Raw genomic sequence first — 21,985 nt, 5'->3', positions numbered from 1 at the left:
CCCTTCAGCATGTTCCCCGGCCACGCCCGTCGGGAAGAAAGGCGACGGACGCCGGGGCTCCCTGAATTTTGATTCTATGGCCGGCGGTTGGGGCCGTCCACCGGCACGGCGGGCCCGGACCTAAGCCCCAAGCGAAACTTCACGAAGCCATCCCGCTTCCGGGGTGAAGGCCCGGGCCTCCGCCCGGCCGCGGAGATGAAGCACCAGCCCGCAGGGGGAATAATGGGCAGTGGGACCCTACGCTTTCCGGCTGCTTCCCAGCAGACCTCCAGCAAATGCTCCCTCAAGGTTCAGTCTTCGTTGCCATAGTGGAGACAACCGCGATGAAAGGAATTCGAATGGCTGACCAGTTTGGGGGACCTGCCGGTCCTGACCGCCCGATCCCGCCCCGACCGGCAAACCCTCCAACGGCAGAGCAGGCGCAGGTCGCCGACTCCGGTCGTGCCCCCGAGGACCGCACCGGCGGCGATACGGCGGCCCTCCCCACCGGCGGGCAGGCACCCTACCGCCAGGGTACCTCCGAGGCTTCCCCCCAGGGGTCTCAGGGACAGAGCTCCCATGGACAGAGCTCCTACGGACAGAACTCCTACGGGCAGAACTCCTACGGGCAGAACTCTTTCCGGCAGGGAACGTTCGGCCAGCCGGTGCCTCCCGCCCAGCCCCCGTCCCAGCCGTGGCTCCAGTCCTCCGGACAGCACGCGTCCGTACGGGTCCGGGAGAAGAAGCGCATCGGCGTTCCCGCCTTCCTCGCCGGTGTCCTCGCGGCCGGCCTGCTCGGCGGCGCCATCGCGGCAGGGGCCGACGGGCTGTTCGACGGCGGGGGCACCGCCGGCTCAGGCTCGGGCGGCGGACGCAGCGAGTCCGTGATCGTCAATAACTCCGACAGCGTTAACGAGATCACCGCCGCCGCCGTGAAGGCATCGCCCAGCGTCGTCACCATCGCCGTCAGCGGAAACGGTTCGGGCGGATCGGGTTCGGGGATCATCCTCGACGAGGAAGGGCACATCCTCACGAACACCCACGTTGTCACCCTCGGAGGGCAGGTCGCCGACGCCGCCGTCGAGGTCAAGACCAACGACGGCCGGGTCTTCCGGGCCGACATCGTCGGAACCGACCCGCTATCCGACCTCGCCGTCATCAAGATTGATGCACCCGACCTGACGCCCGCCGCGCTCGGAAACTCGGAGGAGCTGAACGTTGGCGACACCGCCATCGCCATCGGTGCCCCCCTGGGCCTGAGCGGCACGGTCACCGACGGCATCATCTCGACGCTCAACCGCACCATCAGCGTGGCGTCCTCGGCGGTACCGGAGGAGCAGTCGGATGCCCCCGAGCAGCAGGAGGGCGACGGCTTCAACTTCCTGCCGCCCGACGGGTCGCAGGAGCCGCAGCCGCAGTCCCAGGGCTCCATCTACCTGAACGTCATCCAGACCGACGCCGCCATCAACCAGGGCAACTCCGGCGGCGCCCTCGTCGATGCGCAGGGGCGGGTGATCGGCGTCAACGTCGCCATCGCCTCAAGCGGAAGCGATGAAAGCGCCGGGAACATCGGCGTCGGCTTCTCCATCCCGATCTCCTACGCCGAGCGGGTGGCCAACGACATCATCGAGAACGGCAAGGCCACCCACGGGTTCCTCGGCGTGACCGTTGAGCCTGCGGCCGGGGAGAACGCCTCCTCCGGCTCCACCTTCTCCGTCGGCGCCCAGGTGGCCGGGGTGGAAGCCGGGTCACCGGCCGACGACGCCGAGATCCGCGAGGGCGACATCATCACCAAGGTGGGGGATTCACCCATCGGGGACCCCCAGTCGCTCACCGCAGCGGTACGAATGCAGCCGGTCGGGGAGACCGTCCCCGTCGAGGTGCGGCGCGGCGGAGACACGGTCACCATCGACGTGACCCTCGCCGAGGCGCCCGCCGCCTGATTCCCGGGGCGCCCCGCGGGGGCGCCCCGGCGGAGAAGGCCCGGACAACTTTATGGTTAGCTAGAGCGCGGGACAGACTGCCACCTTAGGAAGGTTTCTCATGGACGAGGCCCCGACTCCGGGACTGAATATCGCCGTACTGGTCAAGCACGTGCCCGACGCCCAGTTCGACCGCCACCTCAACGGCCCCCGCAACACCACCGAACGCTCCGAGAGCATCCTCTCCGAACTCGACGAGTACGCCCTCGAAGCGGCCCTACAGCTCGTGGAGCAGCACGGCGGGGACGCGGCCGGGCACCGGGTCACGGCGGTCACGATGGGCCCGGGTCCGGCCGTCAGCGCCGTGAAGAAGGCCCTGCAGATGGGCGCGGCTGAGGGGGTCCACCTCACCGACGACGCTCTGGCCGGATCGGACGCCTCCGCGACGTCCCGCGCGCTCGCCGCCTTGCTCTCCCACCTCGGCCCCTTCGACCTGGTCCTCACCGGGATGGCTTCGACGGACGGGGAGACCTCCCTGGTTCCGGCCCAGCTGGCCGAACGTCTCGACCTGCCCCAGGTGACGTTCGCCGCGGCCCTCGAGCTTGAGGCCGCGGAAGCGGGGTGGACGCTCACGGCCCGCCGCGACGGTGATGCCTACTCAGAGACCATCGCCTGTGCGCTGCCCGCTCTGGTGTCGGTCACCGACCAGATCAATGAGCCGCGCTACCCCAACTTCAAGGGCATCATGGCGGCGAAGAAGAAGCCGCTGCGCACGCTGTCCCTCTCCGACATCGGGCTGGCCGCCGACGAGGTCGGGTTCGCCGGCTCCTGGACGGCCGTCGAGGCCGCCGAACCGCGGCCTCCGCGCAGCCAGGGCATTGTGATCACGGACGAAGGCGACGCGGGCCTGCGGCTCGTCGACTTCCTCGCGGGACAAAAGCTCCTCTAGCCCGCCGCCCACCACTTCCTTCGAAAAGGAGACCGCAGCATGCCTACGGTACTTGTCTTCCTCCACGACCCCGGCGCGGTGCTCGCCAAGAATGACCGGGAACTGCTCACCCTGGCAGGGACCCTCGGCGATCCCGTCGCGGCGGTGGCCGGCGACGCCGGCGACCCCCTGCTTGACGGACTGGGCTCCTACGGGGTGTCCACCTGCTACCTTCCCGCCGATCCGTCGGTGGGGAAGTCCCTCGTCGCGGGCAAGGCCGCCTTCCTCGCCGAGGCGGTGCGGGCCTCCGGTGCGTCGGTGGTGCTGCTCGGCAATGCCTACGAGGCGAAGGAAATCGCCGCCCGCGCAGGAGTCCGGCTGGAATCGGGCGTCATCACCGATGTTGTCGCGGTGGCCGATGACCTGACCGCGACGAAATCCGTCTTCGCCGGGTCCTACACCTCACAGTGCCGGGTCACCACCGGCATCCCGATCCTCGCGGTGAAGCCCAACAGCATCGAAGCCGCCGACGCCGGGCAGCCGGCCACGCCGGAAACCGTCCGGGTCGAGGTGCCGGCCCCGGCCGCCGCCGCGGTCATCACCGGCCGGGTCGACAAGCCCGCCACCGGCCGTCCGGACCTCGCGGAGGCCCGCGTCATCGTCGCCGGAGGACGCGGCGTGGACGGCAACTTCGCCCCGCTCGAGGAACTCGCCGACCTCCTCGGCGGTGCCGTCGGGGCCTCCCGCGCGGCGACCGACGCCGGGTGGATCGAGCACTCGGCGCAGATCGGCCAGACCGGCAAGACGGTGTCCCCCCAGCTATACATCTCGGCCGGCATCTCCGGGGCCGTGCAGCAGAAGGCCGGGATGCAGACCTCCCAGGTAATCGTGGCGATCAATAAGGATCCCGATTCACCCGTCTTCGAGATCGCCGACTTCGGCGTGGTGGGCGACCTGTTCACCGTCCTGCCGCAGGCGGCCGAGGAGATCCGGAAGCGCAGGGCCTGAGGTGGAACCCGCGCGCAACACCATCCGCCGCGTCCTGTGCTTCGCTGCCCACCCCGACGACCTCGACTTCGGTGCTGCCGGAACCGTGGCCGCCTGGACCGCAGCCGGGATCCAGGTGAGCTACTGCATCCTGACCGACGGCGACGCCGGAGGCTTCTCCGAGGAGCACCGGAACACCATTGTCGAAACCCGCCATGAGGAACAGCGCCGGGCGGCGCGCATCGTCGGCGTCGAGGACGTCAGCTTCCTCGGTGAACGGGACGGCTACCTGAGCCCCACCGAGTCGGTGATCCGCGGCATCGTGGCCCGCATCCGGGAGGTGCGCCCCGATATCGTTGTCTCCTCCCACCCGGAACGGAACTGGGACCGGCTGCAGAAGAGCCACCCCGACCACCTCGCCTGCGGAGAGGCCGTCACGCGGGCGGTGTACCCTGCGGTGGAGAACCCGTTCGCCTTCCCCGAGCTGGCGGCAGCAGGCCTTGAGGCCTACCGGGTGCCCTGGCTGTGGTTCTACGGCGGGCCCGAGGAGAGGGAGAACCACTTCGTTGACATCACCGGCTTCGAGGATGTGAAACTCGAGGCCATCCGCACCCACACCAGCCAGCACCCCGATGTCGAGAAGATGGACGCCGCGGTGCGCAGCATGCTCCTCGGCAACGCCGTCCGTGGGGGACTGCCCGGCGGGCGCAGCGCCGAGGGGTTCCACGTCGTGGGCGTGAACACCGAGCAGACCATCGCCGGCTTCTAGCCCGACACAGGGGCAAAACGGCACAGACAGAACGGCAGAAGCAAAACAGCGCAGGCAAGACAGCGCAGGCAAACAGGACAAGCCAACAGCACAAGCGGAGGGACCCGGTGTCCACCGGGCCCCTCTGTCTGCTCTGTCAGGTGCGTGGTCTGTCGGGTACGTGGTCTGTCAGGTGCGTGCTCCGTCAAGGGCCGCCGCCCCGGCCCGCCGCTCAGGTGCGGAAGGGGATCTCCGCGATGACGGGCGTGGTGGGAACCGGCGACCCGCCGTCGGGCTCGACGGTGATGGCGATGCCCCTGAAGGAACTGATCCCCTCCACCTCGGTCACCTTTGTGCCGGCGACGTCCTCGGCGTCCATCGTGCTGACCGAGACGGGCGCCGACCCGTCCGCGGGCAGCCGCCACATCTGGTACACGGAGCCTTCGGGCGGGGCCGGGACGCCCTTCAGCGTCACCACCGCGGCGTCCTCCTCCTCGGACAGGGCCAGGCCCGCCGTGCCGCCGGCGGGAATCACGTAGGAGCCGGTGACGACGTCGGAGGCCTGGAGGACCTCCTGCTCAATGGAGGTCTGCCCGAGGTTCTGCGCTACGGTGACACCGCCCGCAGCGACCAGCACCGCCGCAGCCGCGGCGGTCAGCCAGCGGGTGGCGGGGGAGGCCCACATCCCCTTGGTCCGACGCCTGCGGGCGAGTTCGTCGCCGGCCGCGGACGCGCCGCCCGCAGCGGTGGCGGCCGGTCCGGCAGCAGCGGCGCCGGCCGGATCCCCTGCCGGTGCTTCAGTGCCGCCGCCTGCGCCGTCGGTGCCGGCAGGTGCGGAGGCTGGAATCTGGCTCAGGATCTTCTCGAGCAGTCCGGCCGGAGGCTCCTCCTCCTGGATGGCATAGGCCGTGGTGATCGTCTCGCGGTTCGAGCGGACCCTATCGTTGAAGGCCTGCCGGAGGCCGTCATCGTGGGTCAGGAACTCCTCGATCGCGGCGCGCTCGTCGTCGGTCACGGCGTCCAGGGCATACATCTCGGCCCACTCAAGCACGTGACCGCGCTGGAGGTCCTGCTGAAGGTCTTCTGCGAATTGTCTGTTCATGTCCTTGTCCTGCAATCAACTCACCCCCAGGCATGCCTTGAGGCGCAGCAAGCCGTCCCGGATTCTCGACTTGATGGTGGGTACCGCAACCCCGAGCTTCTCTGCGACTTCGCGGTAGGTCAGTCCACCGTAGTAGGCGAGCCTGACAGATTCCTGTTGGGTGTCTGTGAGGGTGTCGAGGCACTTCACCACGGTCTCGGCCTCGAGCCGCTGGGTCACGGTGTCAACGACGTCGTCGTGGTCGATGGTCTGGGTGGCAGCGCCATACCGTGCTTCCCGGTCGGTCGAGCTCTGCTCGGACCGGACTTTATCGACGGCCCGCCGGTGGGCCAGAGTCATCAACCAGGCCATCGGACTGCCGGCGGCCGGATCGAATCGGCCGGCGCTGTTCCAGACCTGGAGGTAGACCTCCTGAGTTGCGTCTTCGCTCAGTTCCGGGTCGATCAGGACCCGCCGGGCCAGCCCGTAGACACGCCTGGAGGTCTGGGCGTAGAACGCGGCAAACGCCTCCTGGTCCTGCCGGGCGATCCGCAGCAGGAGGTCGGTCAGCGTGGGCTCGCCGGCGGTGCCGGCGGCAGCATCATTGGCCAGCCCACCCGCTGGGCTTCTCCCGGCTGTGGCCCGGCTTACTCGTGGCGTGTCCATAGGGTCCAAGCATAGAGTGCCAACCGGCCGGTGCCGAACATCCCCTGAAGAGGGGAGGAGAGCCGCGTGCAACCGTTCCGAGACCCGATTCACCCACTTCACCGCCCTTAATGTGCTCCGGAAACCCTGTCAGCTGCCCGCGCCGTCGGCGCGGGTGGCGCTCCGGGCCGCCGTCCACTGCGGCCCGGAGCGTACATGCAAGGGATTCGGAGCCGAGCCGGTTCCGGATGGGCCGAGCCGGGGTTCCGGCCCGGCGCGATCGGCGGGTCGGGTGGGCGCGTCAGGCCGAGGGCTGCTGGGGTTCCCCGACGCGGGCGGTGGCAACGAGGGAATCGGCGTTCAGCACGAAGTCCTCGCCAAGCAGAGTGGCGAACCGGTCGCGGATCCGCCCGCGCAGGTCCGGTGCTTCGGGGAGCACCGTGCGGTAGCCGCTGCCGAGCACCAGTGACCAAGCCATACCGGGTTCGAGGGGAACCGACAGCGACACCGCCTGGACCTCCGCCTCCCCGAATCCGTGGGCGGCCAGCCAGTCCACCAGCTTCTCCTCGGACGCCAGCTTCTCCCAGTTGGCGGTGAAGTCCGGGCGGGCCTGGGGAAGCGCGGGGGCACGCTCTGCGGCACAGGCCTCGAGGAGGATCGCCTCGAACCCCTCGAGGGCACCCTCGTTCCATGTGCTCAGGGCAAGGCGCCCGCCGGGACGCAGGAGGGAAGCCATCCGGGTGGTCGTCGCGGCCATATCCGGGACGAGGAAGAGCCCATAGCAGCAGAGGACGGCGTCGTAGGGACCGGCGGTCCAGTGTGCGGGGTCACCGACGCTGAAACGGATGTTCTCGAGGTTCAGCGCCTCGGCCTTGGCCCGTGCCAGATCGAGCATTGCCGCCGACGGGTCGACGGCGTCGACGGTCCCGTCCGGGCCGCAGAGCTGGGCCGCGGGGATCGTGCCGGCGCCGGTGCCGGCCCAGGCGTCGAGCACCTGCTCACCGAGATGCACGTCGGCGGCGGAGACCACCGCGTTGGCGATCGGGTTCCACAGGGCGGGAGCCAGCAGTTCGAAGTCCTCGGCCCCCTGGTCCGGGAGGGCTGAGGCGTGGCGTGGGGTCATCTGCGGGCTCCTAGGGTGGGTCAGCGGTCGGCGCCGGCGAAGCCATGCTGGCGCCAGGCCTCGTAGAGGGCGATCGAGGCGGTATTGGCCAGGTTGAGCGAGCGCCGCGAGGGGAGCATCGGCAGGCGGACCCTCGCGGTGACGTGGGGGTCCTGCTTGACCTCCTCGGGCAGGCCCACCGATTCCGGGCCGAACAGGAGCACATCCGAGGGCCGGTAGCTGATGTCGGTGTACGAAACGTCCCCCTCGGCGGTGAACGCGTAGACCCTTTCGGGGGCGAGCGCCCGCCAGGCGGATTCGAGGTCTGCATGGACGCGCAGGACCGCCAGGTCGTGGTAGTCCAGGCCTGCCCGGCGCAGCTTCGAATCCTCGAGGCTGAATCCGAGGGGCTCCACCAGATGGAGTTCGGCTCCGGCTACCGCCGCAAGGCGGATCGCGTTGCCGGTGTTGCCCGGAATTTCGGGGGAGTGGAAGAGGATACGGAACACCGCTCCATCCTAGCTCCCGGCCGCCGAAAGCAGCCGCCCCAGCACCGGAAGCTGAACCGTATTGGGCTGGGGTCCGGCGGCCAGGAACGCCTTGAGCGTGCGGGCCGCGGTCCCGGCGTTGACCACCTGCACCAGTGCGGGCGCCGAGCGGTCGAACCCCGGCGGGGTGTCGATGACGGGGTCGAACGGGTTGTTGCGGGCCCCGTGGATCAGCACCCACCCGGTGACGTTGCATTCGGGGAAGAGCTCCTGGACCTCCCGCACCGTCGCCGGCATGCGCAGCGGCACCGGGCGCCCCTGGTGGCGCAGGGAACGCCCGTCCCAGCTGAAGTTCCCGGGCGATGCGGTGAACGAATCGATCACGGCGATCCGGTACCCGGCGAGCACGACGTGGCCGGCGGCCGTCCGGGCCCGGTTGGGGAACACGAGGCCGTTGACGAGCCGTGCCGCCGGGTATCCCTCAAGCACGGTTGCCTCCACCAGGGCCGCGGTGCGCAGCTCCCCGTCAAGCCGGGACCGCGCCTCCGCCCCGAGCCGTGCGATCAGCCCGGGCTGGCGCGCGGCGCCGTGCGACTGCCGGCCGGCGAGCACCAGGGGCAGCACGGGGGGCTGATCCGGGGAGAACGGGGGGAGGTACACCGGCGGGTGGGAGAAGACGCCGTCGTCCCTGGCTCCGGAACTGCCGGCCGGGCGCGTGCCTGCGCCGAAGGTGCGGGACCTGGAGGCCTCGTCGCGCCGTCCGCCGAACCGCCCGCGCTTGTCGTACTGTTCGCGCCGCGCCGGATCGGAGAGGGTCTCGTAGGCGACGGCCACCGAATGGAACAGTTCTTCGCTGCCCCCAAGGTCGGGGTGGGCCTTCCGCGCGGCACGGCGGTAGGCGTCCTTGACCTGCTTGGGCGTGGCACCCGGAGCTATGCCCAGGATGTCGTAGTAGGACGGGTCCGACCGCTCGGGCATCGCACGCCTTTCATTGGGGAAACTTCGGAACTTCGTACACCCGGGCCGGGCGGGGCCCCGGCCGGTGCTGCCCGCGGTGCCGCGCGGGCACCGGAGGGAACCTCAGCGTCGAACGTACCGCGCATAGAGCGCCGATTCCTCATGCAGCAGCGACACGAGCCGCAGCGGCGCCGGCTGCTGCGGGCCCGTGCCGTTGGAGATGCGCGGCCCCTCCCCGCCGACGAGGAGCGGGCTCAGCGAAAGGCACAGCTCGTCGACAAGGCCGGCCGCCGTGAAGGAGGCCAGGACGGCGGGTCCGCCCTCGCACAGCACGCGCCCCAACCCGCGCCCGGCCAGGTGCCGCACCACCTGCGCAGGGTCCACCGCCGCGTCACCGCAGTCGACGACGTCGGCAACCCGCTCAAGGGCACGGCGCCGGCCGGGGTCGGCAGCGGTGGTGGTGAAGATCAGGGGACGCACCGGCGGCGCGGCGAGGAAGCCCGAGGCAGGGTCGAGATCGAGCGAGCCGGAGATGAGGGCGACGGCGGGATGGCCCGCCCGGCCCGACGCGCGGCGCGCGGCCTGGGCGTGCGGATCGATGAGCTCGCCTTCGTAGCCCTCGGCGCGGACGGTGCCGGCGCCCACGAGAATCACGTCGGCGAGCCGCCGCAGCAGGGCGAAGATCAGCCGGTCCCCGTCGTTGCCCAGCCCGCCGGAGCGGCCGGCGACGGACGCGGCACCGTCGGCCGACGCGATGAAGTTGAACCGAACGAAGGGGCCCGGAGAGGGCGGATACGCGTATTCGGCCAGCAGGTCCGCCTCGGTGAGCGGACCGGGCGCGCCGGGGAGCAGGGAGGTGATCATCGCCCGTCGGAGCCGTTCCGTTCGCCCATGTTGTGCCGGAGGTAGGCGGGAGGCCGGAAGCCCAGGACGGCCTCGGTCAGGCGCAGGACCGAATGGGCCGCGGCGACATTGTGCATCCTCACGATCCTCGCCCCGCCGAGGATGCAGATCACCGCCGCCGCCAGGGAGCCCTCGGTCCGTGACTCCTTGGGGAGGTCGAGGGTCTCGCCGATGAAGTCCTTGTTCGAGACGGCGGCCAAGGTCGGAAAGCCGAGCCCGGCGATCTCGGCGAAGCGCCGGGTGATTTCCAGCGAGTGCAGGGTGTTCTTGTTGAGGTCATGCCCGGGGTCGAGCAGGATGCGCTCCTCGGGGACGCCCAGGGAGACCGCGAGGTCGACCCGGCGCAGCAGGAAGTCGGCGACCTCCCGGGCCACGTCGTCGTAGCGGGGCCGGGGGTACGCGGTGCGCGGCTCGGCGAGGCTGTGCGTGATGATCAGGTGGGCGCCCGCGTCCGCCACCACCGCGGCGAGGTCCGGGTTCCGCAGTCCCGTCGTGTCGTTGACGACGTTGGCGCCCGCCGCCAGGGCCGCGGCCGCCACCGAGGGGTGGAAGGTGTCGGCGGAGATGATGACGTCGCCCGCCGCGCGCACTGCAGCGATCACGGGAACGATGCGTTCGGCCTCCTCGGCCTCCGGGATCGGTTCTCCGGGCGCAAAGGGCGCACCGCCGATGTCGATCCAGTCGGCTCCTTCGGCCACGGCGGCCAGGGAGGCCTTCGTTGCGGCCTCCAGGGCGAAGGTCCGGCCCGAGTCGTAGAACGAATCGGGGGTCCGGTTGACGATGGCCATCAGGGCCACCTGCCGGTCGAAATCCAGGATCCGGGACCCGAAGGCGTGGACGGGGTGCCGGAAGGCCGGCACGAAGATGCCCGGTGGCTCCGGGGCCACAGCTGTTTCGTCCACGAGCTATTTCTACCAGACCCGCCTGCCGCCCGGGCGGGGCCGTGCCCGCCGTCCGCCGCACCGGAGCAAGGCCGGACCGGTGCCCGGCGCCCCGCCGTCGAATCGGCGGATACCGGCTCCGCCGCTAGAATCGATGTATGCCCGTGTACCTCGATCACGCGGCGACTACGCCTCTATCGGCGCCAGCGCTCGCCGCATTGACCTTCGAACTCAGCCGCAGCGGCAACCCCTCGTCGCTGCACGGCTCCGGCCGGCGCGCCCGCCGGGGCGTGGAGGACGCCCGCGAAAGCCTCGCCCGCGCTGCCGGCGCCCACCCCTCCGAAGTGATCTTCACCTCGGGCGGAACCGAAGCGGACAACCTGGCCGTCAAGGGCCTCTACTGGGCCCGCACGGCCGAGGACCCCCGCCGCACCCGCATCATCGCCTCGCCCGTCGAGCACCACGCGGTGCAGGACACCATCGAATGGCTTGAGCGGCATGAGGGGGCGCAGGTGACGTGGCTGCCCGTCGACGGCGCCGGCGTCGTCTCGGTCGAGGCGCTGCGCACCGAACTCGAGGCCCACGCCGACGCCACGGCCTTGGTCGCGGTGATGTGGGCCAACAACGAGGTGGGCACCGTCCAGCCCATCGCCGAGATCACCGCCCTGGCCGCGGCCCATGCGGTGCCGGTGCACTCCGACGCCGTCCAGGCGTTCGGCTCCCTTCCGGTCTCCTTCGCCGGCTCCGGGCTGGCCACCATGGCCGTCAGCGCCCACAAGATCGGCGGGCCGGTGGGGGTGGGCGCGCTGTTCGTGGGCCGGTCGGTGAAACTCACCCCGGTCCAGCACGGAGGAGGCCAGGAGCGCGATATCCGCTCGGGCACCCTCGACGCGCCGGGGATCGCGGCGTTCGCCGCCGCCGCCGACGCGGCGGTGGGACATCTGGCCGAGGAAACGGCGCGGCTCTCCGCCCTGCGGGACCGCCTGATCGAGGGCGTCCGGCGGGCGGTGCCCGAGTCCGTCCTGCGCGGCGTCGCGCACCCGGCGCCCGCCGGAGCGCGGCTGCCCGGAAACGCCCACTTCACCTTCCCCGGCTGCGAGGGGGACTCGCTGCTGTTCCTGCTCGACCTGGCCGGGATCGAATCCTCAACCGGTGCGGCCTGCACCGCGGGGGTGCCCCGGCCCTCCCATGTCCTTCTGGCGATGGGGCTGAGCGAGGACGAAGCCCGTGGCGCCCAACGCTTCACCCTGGGCCACACCTCCACCGCGGAGGATGTCGACGCCCTTCTCGCGGCCCTCCCCGACGCCTACGCCCGTGCGCGCAAGGCGGGAATGGCCGGGCATGCATCATCAATCCAAACGGCAGGAACAGGTTTTTCCCTATGAAGGTACTTGCAGCTATGAGCGGCGGGGTCGATTCGGCCGTCGCCGCGGCCCGCGCCGTGGAGGCGGGGCACGACGTCGTCGGGGTGCACCTTGCGCTGTCCCGGATGCCCGGGACCCTGCGCACCGGCAGCCGGGGCTGCTGCACCATCGAGGACTCCCGGGACGCCTGGCGCGCCTGTGACATCCTCGGCATCCCCTACTACGTCTGGGACTTCTCGGAGCGCTTCAAGGAGGACGTGGTCGACGACTTCATCGCCGAGTACGCCGCCGGGCGCACCCCCAACCCCTGCATGCGCTGCAACGAGCGGATCAAGTTCGCCGCCCTGCTCGAAAAGGCCTTGGCGCTGGGCTTCGACGCCGTCTGCACCGGGCACTACGCCAAGGTCATTGAAGACGCCGACGGCAACCGGGAACTCCACCGCGCCGCGGACTGGGCGAAGGACCAGTCCTACGTGCTGGGCGTGCTGACCCACGAGCAGCTCAAGCACTCGATGTTTCCCCTCGCGGAGACCCCGTCGAAGGCCGAGGTGCGCGCCGAAGCCGAGCGCCGCGGACTGTCGGTGGCCAACAAGCCGGACAGCCACGACATCTGCTTCATCCCCGACGGCGACACCCGCGGCTGGCTCGAGGAACGCATCGACCTCACCGAGGGCGACATCCTCGACGTCGACGGAACGAAGCTCGGCACCCACCCCGGCGCCAACGCGTTCACCGTGGGCCAGCGCAAGGGCCTGAAGCTGGGCCGGCCCGCGCCCGACGGCAAGCCGCGCTTCGTCCTGGAGATCCGGCCCAAGGAAAACACCGTGGTGGTCGGTCCGGAGCAGATGCTCGCCATCGACCAGATGCGCGGCATCAAGGTCTCCTGGGCCGGCAGGCCCATCGCCGAGGTCGACACCGGTGAGGAGTTCGACTGCATGGCCCAGGTGCGCGCGCACGGCGACCCCGTCGACGCCCGCGCCCGCGTCGAAGCCGGTGCCGACGGACGCCCCGAACTGGTCGTGCGCCTGGTCGAACCGATGCGCGGGGTGGCCCCCGGGCAGACCGTCGTGCTGTACCAGGGCAGCCGCGTGCTGGGCCAGGCGACCATCGATTCGGCCCGGTCCGCCCTCCGCCCCGAGCCGGCCGGCGCCGCCGGTTGAGCCTCCCGCCGCAGGGCAGACACAGTTAAGGGTGCCCCCGGAAGTCTGATTGACTGGATCCATGAGCGAAGAGACACGTGGTTTCGACCCCGAGGCGAGTTCCCTCGCGGGATCCGTGAAGCCCGAGGTGATGGCCGAACTCCTGTCGGTGCGCAGCAGCATCGACAATATCGACGCGACGCTCGTGTACCTGCTGGCTGAACGCTTCAAGGCCACCCAGCGGGTGGGCCACCTCAAGGCCGAGCACCGGCTCCCCGCAGGCGACCCGGCCCGCGAGGCGGCCCAGATCGCGCGCCTGCGCGCCCTGGCTGCCGAGGCGCACCTCGACCCGGCCTTCGCCGAGAAGTTCCTCAACTTCATCATCTCCGAGGTGATCCGCCACCACCAGGCAATTTCGGAGACCCGCAACGGGGAAGCGTCCGGACGCGCACCGGAGGGCACCGGTGGCGCCTGACCCCTCCGCCGCGCCCGCGACCGGAACCCCCGCCGGCCCGGCCGGCACCGGGGCGGTGCAGGCCGCCGCGACGGCCCCCGGCGACTGGCCCGGCACCGACCCGCTGGAGGCGCACCGTGCGGTGCGCGGCGAACTCGGCGGCCCGCACCTGCCGTTCCTTGCCGCCCTGCCGCAGCGCGGGCCCGGCAGCGACGCCGTCGGCCGCACCCTCGGGATGCTCGTTGAGCTCCCTTTCGACCTTCAGCCCCACGGCTGGCGCCTCGTGGCCCGCCCGGGAAAGGACCAGCGCAGGGCGGAGTCCGCGCTGTCGTCGGACCTCAATGCGCTTGGCGATATCGCCGGAGCCGAGGAGGCACCCGCCGCACAGGTGAAGGTGCACCTGCGCGGCCCCCTCTCGGTGGCGTCCAACGTCCACCTCCACTCCGGGGAACGGGCCCTGCTCGACCCCGGCGCCCGCCGGGAGATCTACGCTTCACTGGCGGCGGGGGCCGCCGACCTGGTCCGGCGGACCGCGGCGGTGGCCCGCGGCGCCGTCGTCGAGGTGCAGCTCGATGAGCCCGAGGCCGACGCCGTGCTCGCCGGCCGGATCCCGACCGCCAGCGGCTACCGGACGCTGCGCGCTGTGCCGCGCCAGGAGGCCACCGACGCCTGGGCGGGCCTGCACCGGGCCGTCCGCGCCGCCGGCGCGGACCGGCTGGTGCTCCGCGTGCCCGGCGGCGACGACGTGCTCGACGCCGCCCTCTCAAGCCCCGCCGACACGCTCGGGCTGCCCTTTGCTGCAGTAACTGACGCCCAGTGGGAGCGGCTGGCCGAGGCCGTGGAATCGGGGCGCCGCCTGTGGGCCGGAGTCCTGGTCCCGGGCGCCACGGTGCCGCAGGTCTCGGCCCTCGTGGCCGCCGTCGTTGATCCGTGGCGCCGGGTCGGCCTCCCGGACGTGGCGCTGGGCGCCCTGACAGTGACGTCCCTGGAGGGGCTGGCCGGGCTCACCCCCGCCGCCGCCCGGCAGAGCCTGACGCGGCTGGGCGGCGCCGCTGAGGCCCTGACCCAGCTCGCCGCGGAGGCCTAGGTCCGCTCCTCCCACCGCCGCGGCTGGGCCGGCCCGGGGAGCACGCCGTCGAACGCCTGCAGCTCATAGTCGAAACCGCCGGCGTACACGAGCAGCGTGCCGAGCTGGCGGTGCACCACCCGGGTCGTGATGCGGAAGCGCTGGCCGTCCCACCACTGCTCCATGGTGGCGCTGGCGCCGACGGCGTCGGGCAGGGCGATCCGGATCCCCGCGAAGACGCGCGTTGCGGTTGACACCATGCGCATGTGCCCGGCGTCCGTGACCGAGCAGGTCAGCGCAGTCGCCATGCGCCGCCGCGAGCCCAGGTAGTCGGTCAGCCGCCCGTCCTGAAGCGAGGTGGTGTCCTCGAACACCCGGACCGCCGTGCTGAACCGGATCTCGCGCCGTGCGGTGAGCGCCGGCCGGCCGAACGGGTCGATATGGGGATAGTTGGCGATCGTGAACGGCACCGACGTCTCGTATTCGGGGAAGAAGGCGTTGTCGAGGGCCGTGAGCCGGAACGCCGGCCGGGCGAACCGGGCCGGGCAGCCGGCGACGTCGAACCGGCCGGTTCCCACCCCGGACTTTCCGCTGCCGGCGTGAAGCCCGAAGTACTCGCGCAGTTCCGGCTGGAGCCGGTCAAAGTCCCGGCCCAGAACCTCCTGATAGATCGATTTCACCGCGATGTTCCTCCCTGCTTGCTCTCTGGTCCGCGGGCGGTGCCCCGCCTGCGGGAACTGCCGGCAGCGGCCGCGGCATTCACAGCCGGCCCGCCGCCTTGAGCCGGATGTAGGTGTCGGCGAGCCGGGGCGGAAGCTCCAGCGGATGCTCATCGACCACCTCGGCCCCCAGCTGCTTCAGCTGGGCCGTGACCGCCTCCCGGTCCAGCAGCGCCCGCTCCGCCGCGGCGGCCCGGTACGCGTCGGCGGCCGTGCCCCGCACGGCCCGCAGCTCCTCGAGCCGCGGATCGCGCACCGAGGCAATTACCACCAGGTGCTGCGCGGTGAGCCCGGGAAGCACCGGCAGTAGGCCTTCCTCGACGGCGCCGGAGTCGAGGGAGGTCAGCAGCACCACCAGCGACCGGTGGGGGGAGACCGAGCGGATCTGCGCCGGGATCCGGGAGAAGTCCGCCTCGATCAGTTCGGGTTCCAGGGGCGCCATCGCCCGCACCAAGGCGTTGAGGAGGTTCGCCTTTGCCCCGGAGTCGACCCGCGCCCGGAGGCGGCGGTCGAAGGCGAGGAAGTCCACCTTGTCGCCGCCGTGCTGGGCGAGCACGGCCAGCAGCAGGGCGGCTTCGATGCCGGTGTCGAGGCGCGGTTCGTCGGCGATCCGCGCGGCGGAGGTCCGCGAGGTGTCAAGGACGATCACCACGCGGCGGTCCCGCTCCGGCCGCCAGGTGCGCACCACGGTGTCCCGCCGCCGCGCGCTCGCCCGCCAGTCGATGGAGCGCACGTCGTCGCCGCGCACGTAGTCGCGCAGCGAATCGAACTCCGTCCCGGCGCCCCGGATCTGTACCGCGGCCCGCCCGTCGAGCTCCCTGAGCCGGCGCAGCTTCGAGGGAAGGTGGCGCTTGGAAAGGAAGGGCGGGAGCACGCGCAGTTCCGCCGGCGCCGGGAGGGTCAGCTGGCGCGCGGCGAGGCCAAGCGGTCCGTGGCTGCGGAGAGTGACCGAGCCCGTGGTGAGGATCCCCCGGCGGGCCGGCAGCAGCGACACCTCCATGCGGTGCACCCGGCCGGCGGCCACGCGCAGGCGCTGTTCGGGGTTGGCGGCCCGGGCCGAGGGCTGCCAGGGGTCGCGGACAGTCGCCCGGAGCGTGCGGCCGGTGTCGTTGGACAGCAGGAGCGTGCCGACGCAGCCCTCGCCCAGGCGCACGGTGGCGGGCAGGGCCCTGCGCACTCCGACCCGGCGGGGAGAAGCGGCAAGCAGCAGGTCGACGGCGACACCTGCGGCCAGCAGCCCCGCCCAGATCAGCGCGGGCAGCGCGCCGGGGAACAGCACGATGGGCAGCGCGCCGAGCAGGGCCAGCAGCACCAGGCGTCCGCTAACCGCCACCGCGGGCCTCCCCTCCGGTGCCTCCGCCGGCCGCCCGGAGCGGTGCGGTGCGGCGGCGGTTCACCGGGGAACCGGAACGACGGCGAGGATCCCGCCGAGGACCTCATCGACGCCGACGCCGTCCATCTGGGCCTCCGGCCGCATGGCGACGCGGTGCCGCAGGGCGGGCATGGCGAGGGTCTTCACGTCGTCCGGGGTGACGAAGTTGCGTCCGGACAGCCACGCCCAGGCCCGCGCCGTCGTCAGCAGCGCGGTCGCCCCGCGCGGGGAGACGCCCAGCTGGAACGACGGCGCCGCGCGGGTGGCGCGGACCAGGTCGACGATGTAGGCAATCACTTCCGGGGAGATCGACACCCTGCCGACCGCGCGGCGCGCCGCGGCGAGGTCGGAGGCCCCCGCAACGGCGCGGACGCCGGCGCCGCCGAGGTTCCGCGGGTCGAAGCCCTCGCTGTGCCGGCGGATCACTTCGATCTCGTCGTCCCGTCCGGGCAGCGGCAGGACGAGCTTGAGCAGGAAGCGGTCGAGCTGGGCCTCCGGCAGCGGGTAGGTGCCCTCGTACTCGACCGGGTTCTGGGTGGCCGCCACGATGAACGGGTCGGGAAGGGCACGGGAGACCCCGTCCACCGAGACCTGGCGCTCCTCCATCGCCTCCAGCAGCGAGGCCTGGGTCTTCGGCGGGGTCCGGTTGATCTCGTCGGCGAGCAGGATGTTGGTGAAGACCGGGCCCTCCCTGAAGGTGAACTCGGAGGTGCGCGCTTCGTAGATGAGCGAACCGGTGATGTCGCCGGGCATCAGGTCCGGGGTGAACTGGACCCGCTTGGTGTCGAGGCTGAGCGCCGCCGACAGGGTGCGGATCAGCAGCGTCTTGGCGACCCCGGGCACACCCTCGAGGAGCACGTGCCCGTTGGCGAGCAGGGCGATGAGCAGCCCGGTCACCGCCGCGTCCTGCCCCACGACCGCCTTGCCGACCTCGGCACGCACGTCGAGGAGCGCGCGGCGGGGGGAGTCGTCGACCTGCCGCTCAGCGGGAGCCTGCTCCGTCACGGTGTCGACCCCCTGATGCGCCGCGTGCGCCCCGGTGCCGTCCTGCTGCCATCCACTCTGTGGGTTCATGAGTTGTTGATCTCCTTTTCGAGGTCGAGAAGTTGTTGCGCCCAGCGCGCGAGGTCCTTCTCCGTGGACGGAGGCGGGCCGTCAAGGAGCGAATGGACGTCCTCGGGGCGGCGGCCGGTCTTGTGGGCCACTGCCTGCACGACGGCGGCCCGGGCGCTGAACGGCGGCAGGCGCAGCCGGACCGCGGCCCGGCTGAGGGCGGCCGCCCGCAGGTTCGCCGCCGCGTGCCGCACGGCCCGGGAGCCCTGGTAGAGGCGGGCCCGGCCCTCCGCGGTCTCGGCGGCGCTGACGACGACCGGGAGGGGTTCGACGGCGAGCGGGCCCAACCGCCGGCCCCGCCACAGCATGGCCAGGAGGGCGCATCCGAGCAGCCAGAGCATCAGGGTGTTGACCCAGTCCGGAAGCAGCTCGAGCGGGTTGGCGGGCGGGCCGGTGGCGCCGGCGAGGTCCGCGGTGGTCGGCTGGTACCAGATGAGGGATTCTCCCGCGCCGAGGGTGGACAGCGCGAGTGAGGCGTTGCCGGCCTCCTCGATGGTGCCGTTCATGAGGATCCCCGGGTTGCCCAGGACGACCGTCCCACCGACGGCGGCATACGTGGCACCCCTCCCGCCGTCGGCGGAGGGGGAGCTGAAGCATTCGACGGGCGCCGAGTAGAGCTGGCCGCCGCCGGTGATCTCCCCGGCGGTCCGGGCCTCCTCCTCGTCGCAGCCGGCGCGCACCGTTCCGCGCCCGTCCTCGGCGGGTCCTGCGGGCAGGATCTCCGGGGCCAGCACCAGCAGTTGGGGCTCGGAGGGTGCGGCGAGGACCCTGCTCGGGAACGAGCGGTTCAGTGACGAAAGCTGTTCCTCATTGAGCCACCCGTTGGGGTCGGAGAAGAAAAGGGTGGCCCCGGGGAAGCGGGCCCGGGCGGCTTCCGCCTCCACCAGGGTGCGGGCGTGAACCACTTCGACCCCCTGGTCGCCGAGAACCTCGGCCACGGCGCGGGCACCCGTCGGCGTGGCATTGCCAGGCGAGAGCGGAGTGGTATCGGCGTCGGTGCGGGTGAGCAGCCCGAGCACCACGACGGCGGCAATGACGAAGGCCAGCAGCAGCCCCGGCAGCGCCCGCCGCAGCCGCCGGCGGCCGGTCGCGGCGGCGCTGCCGCCGTCACCGGTGATCCCACGGCCCGCCGCGGCCGGAGCGGCAGACGGGTCCGCTGGTGTTGGGCCGGCCGCCGTCAGGGCGACGGGCAGGTCGGCGGGCAGTGCGGACGGCGGTTGCGCCGAGGCCCGCCGGGGAGCGGCGTGCCGGCTCACCGAGCGGCCCCGGGGACGCCCTCGCCCGCCGGGACGCCCCCGGCCAGGGCGGCGTCGAGCGCTTGGGCCCGCGCCGCGTCGGCTTCATCGGCTTCCGAGGCCGCGCCCCGGCCGTACTGGACTTCGTTGAACCTCTCGGCCAGCCAGCGGATCTCCCCGGAGGAGCCCGGGAAGGCCGGTGCGAGGTCGGCGGCGGCCTCGGTGGCGGTGCGGCTGAGCCGCTCCTCGAGGATTCCGCGTTCCTCGGCGTCCCGGACGACCGCGCGCAGGCGTTCGGCCAGGGCCTCGTTCCACCGGCCCGCTCCGGCGGCGGCCGCCGCCCGGCGGCGGTGCTCGGCGGCCGGAAGGGCGGCTCCGGTGGAGAACACCGCCCGCTGGGCGCGGTACGCCCGGGCGTTGAGGCGGGGCCGGATCAGCACGACGGCCACGACGATGATGAGCACGGCTCCGGCGGCCAGCAGGAGCGTACCCGGCCCAGCCCCCACCGACCGGATGCCCGACAGCGCTTCCAGAATCCAGTCATAGGCGGCCTGGACTGCCCGTTCAAGCAGGGAGGGCTGGGCCTCCTGGTAGGCCGGTTTGGCCAGCTCCTCCCGAAGCAGCTCCCGGGCCTCGTCGCGGTCGACCGGCGTTTCCCGCATCACCGGGGGAACGTCCGGGGGCAGGGCGCCGGGCCCGACAACATCACCGCAGGCCCTCCAGTGGTCCCGGCCGGTACCCCGGGCCGCCCTGGCCCGCGGCCCGTTCGGTCTCGGCGAGGAGGACCACGTCAAAGCCTTCCCGGCGGATGCGCAGGTCGATGTACAGCAGGGAGGTGACGCCGGACTGGAAGGCGTAGCCGATGGCGGCGAAGAAGGCCGAGATGACCTGGGTCAGGAACAGCAGGGGGAGGGAATCGAGCGCATCCGCCGTGCCGGCCGCCGGGGCGTCGGAGAAGCTGAACAGCGCCGACACGAGAAAGGTGATAGGGGTGGCCACCACCGAGGTGATGATCGAAACCATGACGCTCGTCAGCAGGATGATGCCGAAGGTCCGCCACCAGTTGCGCCCGGTCAGCACCCAAGACCGGCGGGCCGATGCTATTGGTCCCGTCCCTTCAAGCATGAGGGCCGCCGGTGCGAGGGCCAGTTTGATGCTGATCCAGATGAGGACCGCGAAGACGGCGAAGATCAGCGGGATGATGATGAACAGTGAGGCGTCCTCAAGCGCCGCGGCCAGCCCGATGGCGATCAGCACGAACAGGCCAAGACCCACGACCACCGCGAGGGTGAGCATCACCCCCAGCCCCAGCAGGGGGAGGATACGGCGCGCCGAGAGCTTCCACAGCTGGGCGAAGCCGGTCTTCTGGTTCAGCACCGCACGCGCCACCGGAATCACAAGCACACCCTGGAGGATGAGCAGCGCCCCGCCCGAAATGATCGTCACCACCGAGGCGAAGGAGACCACCGAGGCCACGGTGCCGCCCAGCTGGTCGGGGGAGACGGTGCCCATCGCCAGCTGCTCGAGGCTGCTGAGCACCCCGGCCGACATCAAAACGGTCACCAGGGCCACTATGGTCTGGAAGAGAATGGCCGTGCCGAAGGTGGCCAGCGGGTTCCGGCGGCAGGCCTGGAAGGCGCCGTCGAGGATTTCGCCAAGGCCCAGCGGGCGCAGCGGAATCACCCCCGGCTTGGGGGGAGCGGCGTAGGCCTGCGGCGGCAGCGAACCCCAGCCCTGGGGAGCCTGCGGGTTGGGGGCGGCCGCGCCCGGCCCGTGCCCGCCGCCCCAGCTGTTCTGACCCCAGCTGTTCTGGCCGGAGCCGTCGGGGGCGGGCCCGGCAAAGCCCGGGTCCTGCTGGCCCGGCGGGCGGAACGGCTGGTCCGGCGCCGCGCCGGAGGGCGGGGGGAAGCCGGGGTACTGCTCTGGCGCCGGCCCCGCGGGAGGGTGCCAGGCGGGGTCGCGGCGGGACCCGTCGGATGGATCGTTGCTCATGCTGTCCTTCTCGAAGCGGGCGCCGGTGCGGTCTGTTCACGTTGAACTATAATCACCGGTGCCTCCCGAGGGCAGTAGGGCGGACACGCTGGTGTTTCCCCCGGGCCCGGCGGAGCACAAAACGTCCCGCCGCACGTCCACCAAACGTCCCGCCGATGCCGCCCGATCCGCTGCGGCACGCGGAGGAAGTGCCCAATGGGACATTGGAGACCGGATGGGAGACTATTGAGGCATGAAGGCACGCATCCTGGTGATTGACGACGACGAAGCCCTTTCCGAGATGATCGGCATTGTGCTGCGCAACGACGGGTTCGACCCGGTGTTCTGCGCGGACGGCGCCGCGGCGCTCGGGGTGTTCCGGTCGGCCCAGCCGGACCTCGTGCTGCTCGACCTCATGCTGCCGGGCCTCGACGGCATCGAGGTGTGCCGGCAGATCCGGGCCGAATCCGACGTCCCCATCGTGATGCTGACAGCCAAGTCCGACACCTCCGACGTCGTACGCGGCCTCGAATCCGGTGCAGACGACTACGTGCCCAAGCCCTTCAAGCCGGCCGAACTCGTAGCGCGCGTGCGGGCGCGGCTGCGGCCCGGTGACACGCGGGCGCCGGAGACGCTGAGGATCGGCGAGGTCTCCATCGACGTCGCCGGACACTCGGTGACCCGCGGCAATGACAAGGTCTCGCTGACTCCGCTCGAATTCGATCTGCTCGTGGCCCTGGCCCGCAAGCCGTGGCAGGTCTTCACCCGGGAACTGCTCCTTGAGCAGGTCTGGGGCTACCGCCACGCCGCGGACACCCGGCTGGTCAACGTCCATGTGCAGCGGCTGCGCTCGAAGATCGAACGCGACCCCGAGGCACCCGAGATTATCCTGACGGTCCGCGGCGTCGGATATAAGGCAGGTCAAGGCTGA

The 21,985-nt window shown here is 71.6% G+C and carries 22 protein-coding genes; 9 read left to right on the top strand and 13 right to left on the bottom strand.

Annotated features, from left to right (window positions below; translation table 11 throughout):
- Window positions 1–338: 338 nt before the first annotated feature.
- The 4 genes from I6N91_RS08520 (at window position 339) to I6N91_RS08505 (ending at window position 4,585) form a co-directional block, all read left to right on the top strand.
- Window positions 339–1,922: a S1C family serine protease gene (locus I6N91_RS08520; protein ID WP_198812150.1), complete on the top strand. Its 1,584-nt coding sequence runs from the start codon at window positions 339–341 to the stop codon at window positions 1,920–1,922.
- Window positions 1,923–2,022: 100 nt separating this feature from the next.
- Window positions 2,023–2,850 (top strand): electron transfer flavoprotein subunit beta/FixA family protein, encoded by an 828-nt coding sequence (locus I6N91_RS08515; protein ID WP_198812149.1) that lies wholly within the window; start codon window positions 2,023–2,025, stop codon window positions 2,848–2,850.
- A gap of 39 nt (window positions 2,851–2,889) precedes the next feature.
- Window positions 2,890–3,837 (top strand): electron transfer flavoprotein subunit alpha/FixB family protein, encoded by a 948-nt coding sequence (locus I6N91_RS08510; protein WP_198812148.1) that lies wholly within the window; start codon window positions 2,890–2,892, stop codon window positions 3,835–3,837.
- Window position 3,838: 1 nt separating this feature from the next.
- Window positions 3,839–4,585 (top strand): PIG-L deacetylase family protein, encoded by a 747-nt coding sequence (locus I6N91_RS08505; RefSeq protein WP_198812147.1) that lies wholly within the window; start codon window positions 3,839–3,841, stop codon window positions 4,583–4,585.
- A 211-nt stretch (window positions 4,586–4,796) separates the two neighbouring features.
- Here I6N91_RS08505 and I6N91_RS08500 read toward each other — a convergent pair whose 3' ends face one another.
- From I6N91_RS08500 to folP, 7 genes are all read right to left on the bottom strand, one after another.
- The gene (locus I6N91_RS08500; RefSeq protein ID WP_198812146.1) at window positions 4,797–5,666 is read right to left on the bottom strand and encodes an anti-sigma factor domain-containing protein; all 870 of its coding nucleotides are present in this window, start codon (window positions 5,664–5,666) and stop codon (window positions 4,797–4,799) included.
- Between the two features lie 15 nt (window positions 5,667–5,681).
- Window positions 5,682–6,311, bottom strand: coding sequence for an ECF RNA polymerase sigma factor SigK (sigK, locus tag I6N91_RS08495; protein ID WP_198812145.1), 630 nt, complete (start codon window positions 6,309–6,311; stop codon window positions 5,682–5,684).
- Between the two features lie 280 nt (window positions 6,312–6,591).
- Window positions 6,592–7,413, bottom strand: a complete 822-nt coding sequence (locus I6N91_RS08490) for a class I SAM-dependent methyltransferase (protein WP_198812144.1) — start codon at window positions 7,411–7,413, stop codon at window positions 6,592–6,594.
- Between the two features lie 20 nt (window positions 7,414–7,433).
- Entirely contained in the window at window positions 7,434–7,901 is a 468-nt protein-coding gene (locus tag I6N91_RS08485) for a tRNA (cytidine(34)-2'-O)-methyltransferase (RefSeq protein WP_133405054.1), read from the bottom strand.
- A gap of 9 nt (window positions 7,902–7,910) precedes the next feature.
- On the bottom strand, window positions 7,911–8,858 hold the full coding sequence (locus I6N91_RS08480; RefSeq protein WP_198812143.1) for a J domain-containing protein: 948 nt from the start codon (window positions 8,856–8,858) through the stop codon (window positions 7,911–7,913).
- Between the two features lie 102 nt (window positions 8,859–8,960).
- The gene (locus I6N91_RS08475; protein WP_198812142.1) at window positions 8,961–9,701 is read right to left on the bottom strand and encodes a pyrimidine reductase family protein; all 741 of its coding nucleotides are present in this window, start codon (window positions 9,699–9,701) and stop codon (window positions 8,961–8,963) included.
- Window positions 9,698–10,642, bottom strand: a complete 945-nt coding sequence (gene folP, locus I6N91_RS08470) for a dihydropteroate synthase (protein WP_307843289.1) — start codon at window positions 10,640–10,642, stop codon at window positions 9,698–9,700. The genes I6N91_RS08475 and folP overlap by 4 nt, the downstream gene beginning before the upstream one ends.
- Before the next feature lie 137 nt (window positions 10,643–10,779).
- On the opposite strand from folP, the gene I6N91_RS08465 reads away from it, so the two are divergent.
- The 4 genes from I6N91_RS08465 to I6N91_RS08450 all read left to right on the top strand — a co-directional run bounded on the left by I6N91_RS08465 (window position 10,780) and on the right by I6N91_RS08450 (window position 14,665).
- Entirely contained in the window at window positions 10,780–12,006 is a 1,227-nt protein-coding gene (locus I6N91_RS08465; protein ID WP_198812141.1) for a cysteine desulfurase family protein, read from the top strand.
- Window positions 12,003–13,145 (top strand): tRNA 2-thiouridine(34) synthase MnmA, encoded by a 1,143-nt coding sequence (gene mnmA, locus I6N91_RS08460; protein WP_198812140.1) that lies wholly within the window; start codon window positions 12,003–12,005, stop codon window positions 13,143–13,145. Before I6N91_RS08465 ends, mnmA begins: the two co-directional genes overlap by 4 nt.
- Window positions 13,146–13,206: 61 nt before the next feature.
- The gene (locus I6N91_RS08455; protein WP_120165064.1) at window positions 13,207–13,599 is read left to right on the top strand and encodes a chorismate mutase; all 393 of its coding nucleotides are present in this window, start codon (window positions 13,207–13,209) and stop codon (window positions 13,597–13,599) included.
- The gene (locus I6N91_RS08450; protein ID WP_307843288.1) at window positions 13,589–14,665 is read left to right on the top strand and encodes a hypothetical protein; all 1,077 of its coding nucleotides are present in this window, start codon (window positions 13,589–13,591) and stop codon (window positions 14,663–14,665) included. Before I6N91_RS08455 ends, I6N91_RS08450 begins: the two co-directional genes overlap by 11 nt.
- Here I6N91_RS08450 and I6N91_RS08445 read toward each other — a convergent pair.
- From I6N91_RS08445 to I6N91_RS08420, 6 genes are all read right to left on the bottom strand, one after another.
- On the bottom strand, window positions 14,662–15,324 hold the full coding sequence (locus I6N91_RS08445) for a DUF4166 domain-containing protein (RefSeq protein ID WP_307843287.1): 663 nt from the start codon (window positions 15,322–15,324) through the stop codon (window positions 14,662–14,664). The two genes, I6N91_RS08450 and I6N91_RS08445, sit on opposite strands and share 4 nt — an antisense overlap.
- A 79-nt stretch (window positions 15,325–15,403) precedes the next feature.
- Window positions 15,404–16,696, bottom strand: coding sequence for a DUF58 domain-containing protein (locus I6N91_RS08440; RefSeq protein WP_198812138.1), 1,293 nt, complete (start codon window positions 16,694–16,696; stop codon window positions 15,404–15,406).
- A 60-nt stretch (window positions 16,697–16,756) separates the two neighbouring features.
- A complete protein-coding gene (locus I6N91_RS08435) occupies window positions 16,757–17,809 on the bottom strand; it encodes a MoxR family ATPase (RefSeq protein WP_198812137.1) in 1,053 nt (350 codons plus the stop codon).
- Window positions 17,806–19,104 (bottom strand): DUF4350 domain-containing protein, encoded by a 1,299-nt coding sequence (locus I6N91_RS08430; RefSeq protein WP_198812136.1) that lies wholly within the window; start codon window positions 19,102–19,104, stop codon window positions 17,806–17,808. The genes I6N91_RS08435 and I6N91_RS08430 overlap by 4 nt, the downstream gene beginning before the upstream one ends.
- On the bottom strand, window positions 19,101–19,745 hold the full coding sequence (locus I6N91_RS08425) for a DUF4129 domain-containing protein (RefSeq protein ID WP_233091648.1): 645 nt from the start codon (window positions 19,743–19,745) through the stop codon (window positions 19,101–19,103). The genes I6N91_RS08430 and I6N91_RS08425 overlap by 4 nt, the downstream gene beginning before the upstream one ends.
- A gap of 43 nt (window positions 19,746–19,788) precedes the next feature.
- Window positions 19,789–21,075: a proline-rich domain-containing protein gene (locus I6N91_RS08420; RefSeq protein WP_198812134.1), complete on the bottom strand. Its 1,287-nt coding sequence runs from the start codon at window positions 21,073–21,075 to the stop codon at window positions 19,789–19,791.
- Between the two features lie 232 nt (window positions 21,076–21,307).
- Between I6N91_RS08420 and mtrA the strand changes: the two genes are divergently transcribed.
- Complete coding sequence (mtrA, locus tag I6N91_RS08415; protein WP_198812133.1) at window positions 21,308–21,985, top strand: MtrAB system response regulator MtrA; 678 nt, start codon at window positions 21,308–21,310, stop codon at window positions 21,983–21,985.

The organism is Arthrobacter sp. MSA 4-2 (assembly GCF_016405885.1).
Taxonomy (GTDB): Bacteria; Actinomycetota; Actinomycetes; order Actinomycetales; family Micrococcaceae; genus Arthrobacter_D.
This window is presented reverse-complemented; position numbering and strand designations above follow the sequence as displayed.

Coding starts and splice junctions, on each gene's coding strand:
- I6N91_RS08510 (WP_198812148.1), top strand. CDS start 2,890: ATGCCTACGGTACTTGTCTTCCTCCACGACCCCGGCGCGGTGCTCGCC.
- I6N91_RS08475 (WP_198812142.1), bottom strand. CDS start 9,701: ATGATCACCTCCCTGCTCCCCGGCGCGCCCGGTCCGCTCACCGAGGCG.
- I6N91_RS08515 (WP_198812149.1), top strand. CDS start 2,023: ATGGACGAGGCCCCGACTCCGGGACTGAATATCGCCGTACTGGTCAAG.
- I6N91_RS08520 (WP_198812150.1), top strand. CDS start 339: ATGGCTGACCAGTTTGGGGGACCTGCCGGTCCTGACCGCCCGATCCCG.
- mtrA (WP_198812133.1), top strand. CDS start 21,308: ATGAAGGCACGCATCCTGGTGATTGACGACGACGAAGCCCTTTCCGAG.
- I6N91_RS08425 (WP_233091648.1), bottom strand. CDS start 19,745: ATGCGGGAAACGCCGGTCGACCGCGACGAGGCCCGGGAGCTGCTTCGG.
- I6N91_RS08465 (WP_198812141.1), top strand. CDS start 10,780: ATGCCCGTGTACCTCGATCACGCGGCGACTACGCCTCTATCGGCGCCA.
- I6N91_RS08435 (WP_198812137.1), bottom strand. CDS start 17,809: ATGAACCCACAGAGTGGATGGCAGCAGGACGGCACCGGGGCGCACGCG.
- I6N91_RS08420 (WP_198812134.1), bottom strand. CDS start 21,075: ATGAGCAACGATCCATCCGACGGGTCCCGCCGCGACCCCGCCTGGCAC.
- I6N91_RS08490 (WP_198812144.1), bottom strand. CDS start 7,413: ATGACCCCACGCCACGCCTCAGCCCTCCCGGACCAGGGGGCCGAGGAC.
- I6N91_RS08455 (WP_120165064.1), top strand. CDS start 13,207: ATGAGCGAAGAGACACGTGGTTTCGACCCCGAGGCGAGTTCCCTCGCG.
- mnmA (WP_198812140.1), top strand. CDS start 12,003: ATGAAGGTACTTGCAGCTATGAGCGGCGGGGTCGATTCGGCCGTCGCC.
- sigK (WP_198812145.1), bottom strand. CDS start 6,311: ATGGACACGCCACGAGTAAGCCGGGCCACAGCCGGGAGAAGCCCAGCG.
- I6N91_RS08480 (WP_198812143.1), bottom strand. CDS start 8,858: ATGCCCGAGCGGTCGGACCCGTCCTACTACGACATCCTGGGCATAGCT.
- I6N91_RS08500 (WP_198812146.1), bottom strand. CDS start 5,666: ATGAACAGACAATTCGCAGAAGACCTTCAGCAGGACCTCCAGCGCGGT.